Here is a 10,998-nt window from a genome sequence, read left to right as displayed (position 1 = left end):
AGAAACTAATATTAGGATAACGTAAGGTGATAAGAAAAGAATTTCTAGAAGTCATTTCAAAAACCGGTATGGTACCACGAAAAGATTTAGTGCCATTAGCTGCAAATAAGAACCCTGGTGTTGTATCAGAATTAGATCTATTAAAATTTAATTTCTTTGATGACATTAAATTTGCAAAGGCCGTTGCAGAACAAAGTAGCCTCGCCTATGTTGATTTATCAGAGACACGTGTACCAGGTTCAACACTACAATTAGTTAAAAAAGGTGTTGCAACAAAATTTCGAATTGTTCCTCTAAAGAGACAATCAGGGACTATCTCATTAGCAATATTCGATCCATCACTTGTTGAAATCAGAGCAGAAATTCAAAAAGAAATTCAGTCTAACGTAGAATTTGTTTTAACTTCATTGTCTGCTTGGAAAAAATTATATCAAAATATTCAAGCCTCAATTGATGAAATCCTTGAAACAGTTAGAGAGGTTAGAGGTGATCAGGGACAAGGTGAAGAGAACGTTAAAGAAGAGGATATTGGTGAAGATATCATCTCGTACGTTAATAAAGTTTTAGCAGAAGCATATATTAAAAAGGTGTCCGATATTCACGTAGAGCCTTATGAAAATAATTTTAGAATTAGATTTCGATTAGATGGTTCTCTCCATGAATACGCTGCACCTCCAAGATCGATGCTGTTGCCATTAGTTTCAAGAATGAAAATTCTTTCTCAACTTGATATCTCTGAAAGAAGAATTCCACAAGATGGACGTATTAAATTAGAGATTGATGGTAACCCTATTGATTACCGTGTTTCTACATTACCGACTTTATTTGGTGAAAAAGTTGTAATGCGACTTTTAGACCAATCAAATCTTCAGTTAGATATGACTAAGTTAGGTTTTGAAAAGAAACAACTTGATGTTTTCTTAGAAGGTATTAGACAACCATATGGGATGTGTCTTGTTACTGGACCAACTGGTTCAGGGAAAACAACAACTCTATATTCTGCATTATCAGAACTTAATAATATTGAAAAAAATATTTCGACTGCCGAAGACCCTTGTGAATTTAACTTAGAGGGGATTAACCAGGTAAACGTTAGGAAAGATATTGGGCTGGACTTTGCTAGAGCTCTTAAGGCCTTTCTTAGACAAGATCCAGACATTATCATGGTTGGGGAGATTCGAGATCAGGAAGTAGGTGAGATTGCCATTGAAGCGGCCTTAACTGGTCACATGGTTTTATCAACTCTTCACACGAATGATGCACCTTCAACAGTTACCCGTTTATTAAATATGGGGATCGAGCCGTTTCTAGTAACAGGGGCCCTAAATGTCGTTGTTGCACAAAGACTATGTCGAAAGATTTGTGAAAACTGCAAGACTGTTGATGAGAGCGTAACGGTAGAACAAATCGTTGCATGTGGTGTAACTCCAAATTCTGCAAAGAACCTTAAAGTTTATCACGGTACTGGATGTGAGTTCTGTGATGGTTCTGGTTATAAAGGACGTGTTGCAATTTATGAAGTTCTAGAAATGACTCCTGCAGCAAGAGATCTTGTTTTAAAACATTGTTCTTCTGATGATTTGAAAAAACAGGCAATTGCCGATGGGATGAAGACATTGAGAATGTCGGCCCTGACTAAAGTTGCTGAAGGAGTCACAACTTTAGCTGAAGCAATTAAAAACTCGAGTGTTGATAAATTATAATAATATTTTCTATAGGTGAAATAGATGAGTAGCGATAGTACGCAAACAAAAACAAAAACCGAAACTAAAACAGGTGCTATCACAAGTGCCGAATCTCTAAAGATCCAACAGCTTTTTAAGTTGATGGTTGATAATGGTGGTTCAGACTTGCACTTAACACCAGGAACTGCTCCTGCAATGAGAGTTAATGGTGATATTGTTAGGGTAAAACTTCCTGCACTTGATGCTTCTTCAAGTAAGTCGCTTATTTATCAAATACTTTCTGAAGAACAAAGGAATGAATTTGAAAAAAATCTAGAGCTCGATCTTGCCTTTGGGATTAAGGGACTTGCTCGTTTTAGGGCCAATATATTCTATTCAAAAGGTGGAGTTGCTGCGGTATTTCGTTTAATTCCTAGTGCTGTTCCTGATTTTAAAGCTCTGAATTTACCAAATGTATTGATGGAAATGACTGATGTTTCAAATGGTCTCTTCCTTGTAACAGGTCCAACAGGTTCAGGGAAATCGACAACTCTTGCAGCTCTTATAAATCGTCTTAATGAAATGGAGCCTGCGCATATTGTTACGCTTGAAGATCCGGTCGAATTCGTCCATCCACATAAGACAAGTATTGTGAATCAACGCGAGATTGGCCGAGATACTCACTCATTTGAAAATGCTCTAAAAGGGCTTTTAAGACAGGACCCTGATATTGTTCTCGTTGGTGAGATGAGGGATGTGGAAACAATTGAAGCTGCTTTAACTGTTGCTGAAACAGGACACTTAGTTTTTGGAACGCTTCACACTAACTCATGTGTGCAAACTATCAACCGTCTTGTAAACGTTTTCCCTTCAGATCAACAAGACCAGGTACGTACACTGCTGTCATTCGTTCTACAAGGTGTCGTTTCACAACAGCTATTACCAAAAACATATGAACCAGGACGAGTTGCTTGTCTTGAAATTCTAAGACCAACACCGGCCATTAGAAACTTAATACGTGAAGATAAAATGCACCAAATTTATTCACAGATGCAAATTGGGCAGGATCAGACTGGGATGACGACAATGAATCAGTCAATTAAAAAGCATGTTGATTCTGGTGCAATTGATGTTGAGACAGCAATGTCATATTCAACAAACCCAGAAGAGTTGGGCCCACAATTAGGTATTAAGGAGCGATAGAGTAAGATATGCCACTATATAAATGGGAAGGACTTGATAAGAACGGTAAAAAGGCCAGTGGACAAATCCAGGCCAACGATGAAAAGGATGCGAAGAAAAGACTACGCGCCCAAGGTAATCGTGTACGTAAGATTATTCCACCTTCAATTTTAGAATTTGATATTAATGCATGGTTAATTGAGAAAGGAATTGGTTCGGCATTTGGTGCTCCTGAATTGATGAATTTTACTAAGCAATTATCAATTATGATCAATGCTGGTGTACCAATTATTTTGGCACTTGAAATTATTTATAAGTCAGAAAAGAATCCTGCACTAAAGAATGCTGTTAAGAATATTGCAACTGATGTAGCAGAAGGGAATACTCTTGCTGAAAGTATGCGTAAACAGCAAGGTTTCGATAATCTCTATTGTAACCTTGTCAAGGCCGGAGAGATCGGTGGGATTCTCGATGAAATTTTATCGAAACTAACAGAACATTTAGAGAAGCAAGAGAAGATAAAAAAACAAATTAAATCGGCTATGAGTTACCCATTAATTGTTTCTGGTATTGGTGCACTTGTTGTTTGGGGCCTTATTACATACGTTGTTCCTCAGTTTACTGGAATGCTTGCAGACACTGGACAAGAGCTTCCTTGGATCACTCAGTTTGTAATTGATACGTCAGAGTTCTTTGGTGAGTATTCTGGGAAAATGATTATAGGTGCAATTGCTACCATGATCTTCCTTACTTACTTTGTTAAAACACCACAGGGAAAGGTTGCTTTTGATAAGTTTTCTATGAATATTCCTGCTTTTGGAGCCGTTATCATCAAAGGAAGCTTGGCCCAGTTTTCAAGAACATTAGCAACTCTTCTTGGTTCCGGTGTTGCCTTAATTGATGCTTTAGAAATTTGCGTTGAAACCATTGATAATAGTGTTATCTCTGGGGATATCAAAGAAGTAAGAAAGAAAGTTATAGAAGGTAAAACTTTGACTGAGCCGCTAACAAAGATTGATTATTTTCCTGAAATGGTTGCTCAGATGATCAAAGTTGGTGAATCAACAGGGGCAATCGATCAAATGCTTGCAAAGATTTCTGTTGTTTTTGAAGATGAAGTTAATGATGCAATTACAGCTGCTACAAAAATGCTAGAACCTTTAGTGCTTGTTGTACTTGGTGGAATCATAGGTGGAGTTCTTATAGCAATTTATCTGCCAATGTTTATGTCAGCAGGTGCCTAAATACCTAGATTGACAAACTTTAGTGGCAAAATTGTAGTTAAATTTATTTATTGTTTTAAGGTAAGGGATTGATTTTATTGAGACTTAATATTTAAGTTAAATATGCCGTAAAGTATTTATAGGGCTAGCTAAATCTTAATTTTAGCTAAGTTCTTAAGCTTATTTAATTAATCTATCTAAACTAGGTTAACGAGGAGAAAAGACATGAATTTTACAAACGAGTTGAGAAACTCAAAGGGGTTTACCCTGGTCGAGCTGATGGTTGTTGTTGCCATCATCGGGATTCTATCTGCTGTAGCAATTCCAAACTTTAAAAAGTATCAAGCGAAAACGAAAACTTCTGAAGCGAAGCTTCAACTAGCTTCAATTTACTCAGCAATGACTGCTATCCAAACTGATTATGATTCATTTGGTACATGTTTAGGTGATGCTGGTTACGTATCTCCAAATGGTGCATGGGATACTGCGACACCATCTAGTGGAAGTAATTATTACTCAATTGGATTTAGTGCAGCTAACTCTACACCAAACCAAATCGTTAGAGATAACGGTGGAACTTGTCAAAATATTGAATTTGGTGCACCTGCATTTAAGAAAGTGGGGGGACAGAGAACAACTGTTGCTAACATTTCTACTATTGCTGTTTCAAACATGGGTGACGGTTCACAAACAGCTCCTGGTGTTGATGCTCAGGGTGGTTACTTTGTAGCCGGTGCAATCGGTTATATTGATTCAGATAGTATCACTACTGCTACTGCAAGTAAGTGGGCGATTGATCAAGACAAGGTACTTAGAGAGATTAATAAAGGTTACTAATCTTTAATTTTTTATTCTAAAGATAGAAGGCCTCATTAATTTGAGGCCTTTTTTATTTCTTCTATTTTCTTAATTAAAACTTCTCTTTCTTTTCCATCTTTAGTTTTATTCAATTGTAATTGAAGTAGTTGAAGATGGGACTGTTTGGTTTTTCGTTTGTTCCTTGCCTCTTCAATAAGTCTTGGAAGAATTATAAAATTTGCAGCGTATGGTGATTTTCTAATCTTTTGATACATTATTAATGAGTTGTTATAGTCTTTTAGTTGAAAGTGGTAGTTGAAGGCTGCATTGTACATTAGTCTGTAGTCATCAGGAAAAACTTCTAGACCTCTTTTAAAAATAATCTCGGCTCCTATGATATCGTCTTTAATGATTGATAAATAAATACCTCCGTGGAGATAGTTTTCGTAAAACCTTGTGTCCAGATCAGCTATCAGTTTAAACCTATAGTAGAGCCAAGATTTTTCTTTGTTCTTTACATGATCAGTGTCGGCATCCAGAAGTGTTTTTGTCCAATAGTAACTTGAAATAAATCTATAATTACCAAATGATACAATCTTGATGAAGTCACTATTTAAAGTAGTAAATAACTCAGGATTAATAGGCTTTCTAAATGAAAGAATGTGGTTAACACCTACTAAAAAAATGAATAGGATCATTGGAATCAATTTATTTGTAAGTTGTGTTTTCTTCATGAGCATATCTGATTATACTAGTATTAAAAAAAATAAAAAGGCTTCTATGTTAATTTGTGAAAATATATCGAAATCGTTTAAGAAAGATTTTTGGAATAAAGATTTCGTGGCATTACAAGATGTCAGTTTTGAACTTAGTAATGGAAAGATTGTTGGTTTTTTAGGCGCAAATGGAGCTGGGAAAACAACATTAATTAAAATTATACTTGGGTTTATTAAACCAAATACTGGTTCAATTAAGATATTAGATATTGATTGGACTGAGGATGAAGTAAGGAAGCTTATTGGCTATATGCCTGAGCGTCCATACTATTATCAGAATTTAACAGGTTACGAATTCTTAACTTACTGTGGTGAATTACAAGAGATTGAAAATAAGACAATTGAAAAGAATATTGAAAAATGGGCGACGAAGCTAGAAATAAAATTTGCTTTAGATCGAAAAATTAAAGGTTACTCGAAAGGAATGCTGCAACGTCTTGGATTTGTTTCTGTTCTTCTACATAATCCACGTCTTATCATTTTGGATGAGCCTCTTTCAGGACTAGATCCAATTGGGCGAAAAGAGTTTAAGGACGTCATTAAAGAAGTGAATGAAGAAGGTGTTGGCGTTTTTTTCTCTTCACATATTGTAAATGATGTAGAAGAAGTTTGTCATGATGTTGTGGTTCTAGAGAGCGGAAAGATTATTTACAATGGTCCAATCAAGGAATTAGTTTCTCAGAATACAAGTAATAAGTTTGTTATAAAGTATAATGATGGAATCAAGGACTGCGAACTGTTAGTGGAAGAAGATCTTAAAGATAAGAAAGTTTTAGAACTAATTGAGTCGGGAGCAAAAATATCGAAATTAATTAGAGAAAGCTCGTCTCTAGAAGAAATAGTATATCGGTTAAATAAATGAAGAATATATTAACAATTGCTAAATTTACGTTTAAGGATATCGTTAAGAGTAGAGTTCTTTATCTTACCCTATGGATTGCTCTCTTTATTTTAACCTTAAGTTATATAACTTCAGAATTTTCTTATGGAAATGTTTTGAGGATATCAATTGATTTTGGGCTAGGGGGGGCTTCTTTGGCCGCAAATATATTGGCAATATTTGTAGGTGTAAATGTATTGTCAGATGAAATAGAATCAAGAACTATTTACATAACCCTGTCTCGTCCTATCTCGAGGGTTAAATTCTTATTAGGGAAAATTTTGGGAGTTTCTTCGATTCTAATTCTAAGCTCCTTTATTATTTTTGGAACTTCTCTAGTTGTTTATTTATTTCGTGGTGGAGTTTTAGATAGCGTTATTATTAATTCGTTGTTTTTAGGGATCTTAGAGTCAATTCTTTTGTTTTTAGTAGTCCTCTTTTTTAGCTTAATAACTTCACGTGCTCTTAGTGTTATTAATACTGTCGTTATATACTTTGTTGGTCATGCCATAACACATATCTCTAGTTTATCTTTTGTAAAAAATCGTGAAGGGTTAGAACTTGTTCTTAGACTTTATAAAGCAGTATTGCCGGACTTAAATTTACTTAATTACAAACCTTTTGTTTTCAATACTGATCTTGTCTCAAGTCAAAATATTATGAATAGCTATTTTTATGGTGTAGCTTATATTTTGGTGCTTTCATTCATTAATGCTTTTGTTTTCAAAAATAAAGAGTTGAGCTAATGATAATTCTATTTAAAATCTATGCATTTATTTTTGGCGCTCTTATTGGAAGTTTTTTAAATGTTCTAATACTTAGACTTCCGACTAATGAAAAATTCTTTATTGATCGATCTCGCTGTCCGAAATGTGGATTTCAACTTAAATGGTTTCACAATATACCAATTCTCAGCTTCATAGGTTTAAGGGGGAAGTGTGCCAATTGTAAAACAAATATAAGCTTTCAGTATCCCGTAATAGAATTTTTAACAGCATCAATTTCTCTCTTGTTATTTGGCGACGATATTAGTCTTCATGGCCTAACGTCATATCTATTCTTCTTCACTGTTGCCTGTTGTTTACTTGTCCACTTTGTTATTGATATTCGACACCAAATCTTACCTGATGTTATCAATGTATACCTTGGTGTGATCTTCTTCATTCATGTTGTTTTTTTCTTTCATTGGAAACACTGGGTGCTTGGTGGTTTGATAGGATTCTTAGTACCTTACTTAATTACTTACCTATTTTATAGAATTAAGGGGGTCATCGGTCTTGGCGGTGGAGATATCAAGCTCTTTGGCGTCTTAGGTATATATCTCGGGCCACTTGGAATTATTCACAATATGCTCTTTTCGTGCATCTTTGGTAGTTTACTTATGCTGCCGCTATTGATGTTTAAGGTTATCAAAAGAGATCAGGCAATTGCCTTTGGGCCATTCATAATCATCGTTGCAGTGATACAAATCTACTTTCCAAGTGTCTTTAAAATGATGCTGGGCGCATTACTGTTTTAAATAACTTCTTGAAATGACTGGACTGTGCAGAGTATAATAAAATAATACTTTGATAGGTCACGGATGAAGAAGAATATTGATATACAGGATGTTATATTTAAAATTAGGGAAGGTTTAGGTTTAGTACCTAAAGAACTTATTGGTGTTGACATCGGTCAAAGCTCAGTAAAGGTCTCTAAAATAATTACTAAAAATGATACTTATAAATTAGTTAAGTATGCATCTGTTCCACTTCCGGAAGCTGCAATTATCGAAGACGAAATTCAAGATGAGGACGCTCTCAAAGAAGCTTTAGAGGAAGCCTTCAAAGATGCTAAGGTGAATGAACCATATATTTGTCTTGGTTTATCTGGCCCAAATACAGTCATTAAAAAGTTACAATTAGCTGGTGGTGATGACGAAGAACTTGAAGATCAAGTTATTTGGGAAGCCGAGCAGTATCTTCCATTTCCTGTAGAGGACTGTAATATTGATTGGTATGTTATAGGCGAAAACATGGGGGGAGGTCTCGATGTTATTGTTTGTGCAGTTAAAAAAGATGTTCTCGAGTCATTCAAGTCAATAATTGAATCCTTGGGTAAAATAGTTAAAGTCGTGGACTTATGTTCTATTGCTCTCACAAATATTTATGAACTTGCTTCTGAAGATGATGATATCGAAAGTAGCATCACTAAAGATTTCGATGAGGACGTTTTCGAGCCTACAACAAGTACAGATGTTAATAAGATACTTATTCCTTCTACTTTGTTAATTGATATAGGTTCTCAGGCGACTGTATTTATTGTTCTTAAGAAAGGTATTCCCGTTTTTGTTAAGGAAATTATTATTGGTGGTGCCAGCATTACTGAAGAAATTCAAAGGCAGTTAGGAGTTACCTTCCAAGAGGCAGAGGACTTGAAAAAGATGTCCGCTGGCGGAGGCGTTCCAGACGATGTTTTAATGATTATTAACGAAATCAATGGAACCCTAGTTAATGAGCTAAAGAAGGCACACGACTTTTATATAAATGCTACATCAGATGATTCATTAAAAAATATTACTGTTACCGGCGGCTCTGTTCGATTACCGAATTTATTAGAAGAGATTCGATCTTCATTTGGTGTTGATGTAAACGTACTAAATCCATTTAATGAAATTGAATTTAATGAAAATGATTTTGATGATGAAGAGTTAAATGATATGGCCCACGAAGGTGTTGTCTCATTTGGATTGGCCCTTAGGGAGTTTCCAAAATGATAGAAATTAACCTATTAGAAAAAAAGAAGCCAATAGAGCTTCCAGTTATTCTTGGTGTTGATCTTAATAAGGTGAATAAGAAATCACTCGTGATTGCTTATGCTATGTACTACGCGATGACATCTTATTTGGTTCCAAATTTTAAAAATCAAAATAAAGATATTCAAGATCAGATTGTTCAGCAAAGAGCAACTTATAACAAGATTAAGAAAGATGTAGACTCTTATGGCTCTTTAACAGAAGTTATGGATGCATTTACCAAGCGAATTGAAGAGCTTAAAAGTCGTGAAGCACTTGTTGCACAAGTAATGTCAAAGAAATCAAATCCATATAAAGTTCTTAGAGGTCTGTCTAGTTCTTTAAATGATGATATTTGGTTCAATACGCTGACTATCGATGATAAGAAAGTTATCAAAATTGAAGGGGAGTCCATTTCTTTCTCTTCAGTTGGGGACTTCATCAATAATGTGAAGGAGCTAGAATATTTCATCCCAAGAAATGGCTTTAGTTCAGAGACCTTTGGAATGAAAGAATTGAAAGAGATACAGGACCAATTATATGGTGAAAACGTAACGTTACAAAGTTTTTCGATTGAAGGGAAAGTTCAATCATATGGAGACCTTTAGTAATGTTATCATTAATTAATAAGCTATATTTACTACTTATTCTTTGGGGAGCCTTTCAGGCATACGAGGCTTATAATCTAGTTGATTCAGAAAGAGAAGTCCTACAGTCTGATCTTAATGCGATTAATGGTCGAATAGCTAAGAAGAAAAAAGAGCTAAAAAAACTTAAAGACTATGAGAGAGATGTTGAGCAAAAGAAAGAAGAAATTGAGATCGTTGCTCAAAAATTGGAAGAAACACAAAGACGCTTACCTAAAGATATAAGTGATAACGAAAGTATTAATCTCATCAAAAAACTAGGTGAGAGTCTGAAAATTAAAGATGTACAGATTAATCCAAGTGGTCAAGAAGAGAATGGGTTTTACATAACGAAGTATTATACATTTTCTGGAAAAGGAACCTACTTACAATTTTTACTATTATTAGAAAATATCTCTAAACAAGAGCGAATTCTTAATGTTAGAGATATTAATCTTAGTAAAATTACAAAAACGAATAAGTCTAGATACGAGATTATCAATCTCTATGCGACAATTGAGAGTTATATTTATAATCAAAATCATAGAGAAAAACGTGGTATTAAAGAAATTGAGCAGCAGTTAAGCGAAAAACAAAAGAAGCCAGCGCCAAAGAAAAGAACTAGGAAGAGAAAATGATAAAATTTAGCAAAATAATGCTCATCTGTTTATTTTCATATCTCTCATTTGGAGAAGTTTCGTCTGATTTAAGTTCTGGCCGTAATATCCGTGACCCATTTAAGGTAAAATATAAAAAGAAAATGGGTAATAAAAAAGCCAGAAGAGAGAAGTTTACTGGATTTTCAAATAAGCTTACAACTGACCACTTGAGAATTGATCGCTTAAGAGTGACTGGAATATTCTTAGGTAAAGATGCAAGAGCTATAATTAAGCAAGTTGATGATGAAGGATTATCAGAAGCTGTCATAATTAAAGAAGGGATGAAAATTGGCCCAGATCAAGTTGAAGTTAAAGCAATTCTACCTGGTGGGGTAGTATTAGTTGAGAAAATTATTAATGTATATGATGAAGAAGAGTATCTCGAAACAATACTTCCTTTATCTGAGTAATGCATAA

12 protein-coding genes are annotated in these 10,998 nt (G+C 34.7%); 11 read left to right on the top strand and 1 reads right to left on the bottom strand.

All coding sequences use genetic code 11. The features are described 5' to 3' along the window. Nucleotides 1–26 precede the first annotated feature (26 nt). The 4 genes from ACRXC1_RS15205 (at nucleotide 27) to ACRXC1_RS15190 (ending at nucleotide 4,906) form a co-directional block, all read left to right on the top strand. The gene (locus ACRXC1_RS15205) at nucleotides 27–1,703 is read left to right on the top strand and encodes a GspE/PulE family protein (RefSeq protein ID WP_433660065.1); all 1,677 of its coding nucleotides are present in this window, start codon (nucleotides 27–29) and stop codon (nucleotides 1,701–1,703) included. Between the two features lie 24 nt (nucleotides 1,704–1,727). Beyond that, the gene (locus tag ACRXC1_RS15200; RefSeq protein ID WP_392911037.1) at nucleotides 1,728–2,867 is read left to right on the top strand and encodes a type IV pilus twitching motility protein PilT; all 1,140 of its coding nucleotides are present in this window, start codon (nucleotides 1,728–1,730) and stop codon (nucleotides 2,865–2,867) included. Nucleotides 2,868–2,875: 8 nt separating this feature from the next. Continuing rightward, nucleotides 2,876–4,090, top strand: coding sequence for a type II secretion system F family protein (locus tag ACRXC1_RS15195; RefSeq protein ID WP_433660063.1), 1,215 nt, complete (start codon nucleotides 2,876–2,878; stop codon nucleotides 4,088–4,090). Nucleotides 4,091–4,294: 204 nt separating this feature from the next. Then, nucleotides 4,295–4,906, top strand: coding sequence for a type IV pilin protein (locus ACRXC1_RS15190; RefSeq protein WP_433660061.1), 612 nt, complete (start codon nucleotides 4,295–4,297; stop codon nucleotides 4,904–4,906). Nucleotides 4,907–4,941: 35 nt separating this feature from the next. Here ACRXC1_RS15190 and ACRXC1_RS15185 read toward each other — a convergent pair whose 3' ends face one another. After that, nucleotides 4,942–5,601 carry a hypothetical protein gene (locus tag ACRXC1_RS15185; protein ID WP_433660059.1) on the bottom strand — a complete coding sequence of 220 codons (660 nt, stop codon included), beginning with the start codon at nucleotides 5,599–5,601 and terminating at the stop codon, nucleotides 4,942–4,944. 46 nt (nucleotides 5,602–5,647) lie between these two features. On the opposite strand from ACRXC1_RS15185, the gene ACRXC1_RS15180 reads away from it, so the two are divergent. The 7 genes from ACRXC1_RS15180 (at nucleotide 5,648) to ACRXC1_RS15150 (ending at nucleotide 10,991) form a co-directional block, all read left to right on the top strand. After that, nucleotides 5,648–6,505: an ABC transporter ATP-binding protein gene (locus tag ACRXC1_RS15180; protein ID WP_433660057.1), complete on the top strand. Its 858-nt coding sequence runs from the start codon at nucleotides 5,648–5,650 to the stop codon at nucleotides 6,503–6,505. Beyond that, on the top strand, nucleotides 6,502–7,269 hold the full coding sequence (locus ACRXC1_RS15175; protein ID WP_433660055.1) for an ABC transporter permease: 768 nt from the start codon (nucleotides 6,502–6,504) through the stop codon (nucleotides 7,267–7,269). Before ACRXC1_RS15180 ends, ACRXC1_RS15175 begins: the two co-directional genes overlap by 4 nt. After that, entirely contained in the window at nucleotides 7,269–8,042 is a 774-nt protein-coding gene (locus tag ACRXC1_RS15170; protein WP_433660053.1) for a prepilin peptidase, read from the top strand. The genes ACRXC1_RS15175 and ACRXC1_RS15170 overlap by 1 nt, the downstream gene beginning before the upstream one ends. A 63-nt stretch (nucleotides 8,043–8,105) precedes the next feature. Continuing rightward, on the top strand, nucleotides 8,106–9,278 hold the full coding sequence (pilM, locus tag ACRXC1_RS15165) for a type IV pilus assembly protein PilM (protein WP_433660051.1): 1,173 nt from the start codon (nucleotides 8,106–8,108) through the stop codon (nucleotides 9,276–9,278). Further along, the gene (locus ACRXC1_RS15160) at nucleotides 9,275–9,904 is read left to right on the top strand and encodes a PilN domain-containing protein (RefSeq protein ID WP_433660049.1); all 630 of its coding nucleotides are present in this window, start codon (nucleotides 9,275–9,277) and stop codon (nucleotides 9,902–9,904) included. Before pilM ends, ACRXC1_RS15160 begins: the two co-directional genes overlap by 4 nt. A 2-nt stretch (nucleotides 9,905–9,906) precedes the next feature. Next, nucleotides 9,907–10,560, top strand: a complete 654-nt coding sequence (gene pilO, locus ACRXC1_RS15155; RefSeq protein WP_433660047.1) for a type 4a pilus biogenesis protein PilO — start codon at nucleotides 9,907–9,909, stop codon at nucleotides 10,558–10,560. After that, on the top strand, nucleotides 10,557–10,991 hold the full coding sequence (locus ACRXC1_RS15150) for a hypothetical protein (protein WP_433660045.1): 435 nt from the start codon (nucleotides 10,557–10,559) through the stop codon (nucleotides 10,989–10,991). Before pilO ends, ACRXC1_RS15150 begins: the two co-directional genes overlap by 4 nt. Nucleotides 10,992–10,998 lie beyond the last annotated feature (7 nt).

Source organism: Halobacteriovorax sp. GFR8 (assembly GCF_050955245.1).
In the GTDB taxonomy this organism is placed as follows: domain Bacteria; phylum Bdellovibrionota; class Bacteriovoracia; order Bacteriovoracales; family Bacteriovoracaceae; genus Halobacteriovorax_A.
This window is presented reverse-complemented; position numbering and strand designations above follow the sequence as displayed.

Coding starts and splice junctions, on each gene's coding strand:
- ACRXC1_RS15180 (WP_433660057.1), top strand. CDS start 5,648: ATGTTAATTTGTGAAAATATATCGAAATCGTTTAAGAAAGATTTTTGG.
- ACRXC1_RS15200 (WP_392911037.1), top strand. CDS start 1,728: ATGAGTAGCGATAGTACGCAAACAAAAACAAAAACCGAAACTAAAACA.
- ACRXC1_RS15160 (WP_433660049.1), top strand. CDS start 9,275: ATGATAGAAATTAACCTATTAGAAAAAAAGAAGCCAATAGAGCTTCCA.
- ACRXC1_RS15195 (WP_433660063.1), top strand. CDS start 2,876: ATGCCACTATATAAATGGGAAGGACTTGATAAGAACGGTAAAAAGGCC.
- ACRXC1_RS15175 (WP_433660055.1), top strand. CDS start 6,502: ATGAAGAATATATTAACAATTGCTAAATTTACGTTTAAGGATATCGTT.
- ACRXC1_RS15185 (WP_433660059.1), bottom strand. CDS start 5,601: ATGAAGAAAACACAACTTACAAATAAATTGATTCCAATGATCCTATTC.
- pilO (WP_433660047.1), top strand. CDS start 9,907: ATGTTATCATTAATTAATAAGCTATATTTACTACTTATTCTTTGGGGA.
- ACRXC1_RS15150 (WP_433660045.1), top strand. CDS start 10,557: ATGATAAAATTTAGCAAAATAATGCTCATCTGTTTATTTTCATATCTC.
- pilM (WP_433660051.1), top strand. CDS start 8,106: ATGAAGAAGAATATTGATATACAGGATGTTATATTTAAAATTAGGGAA.
- ACRXC1_RS15190 (WP_433660061.1), top strand. CDS start 4,295: ATGAATTTTACAAACGAGTTGAGAAACTCAAAGGGGTTTACCCTGGTC.
- ACRXC1_RS15170 (WP_433660053.1), top strand. CDS start 7,269: ATGATAATTCTATTTAAAATCTATGCATTTATTTTTGGCGCTCTTATT.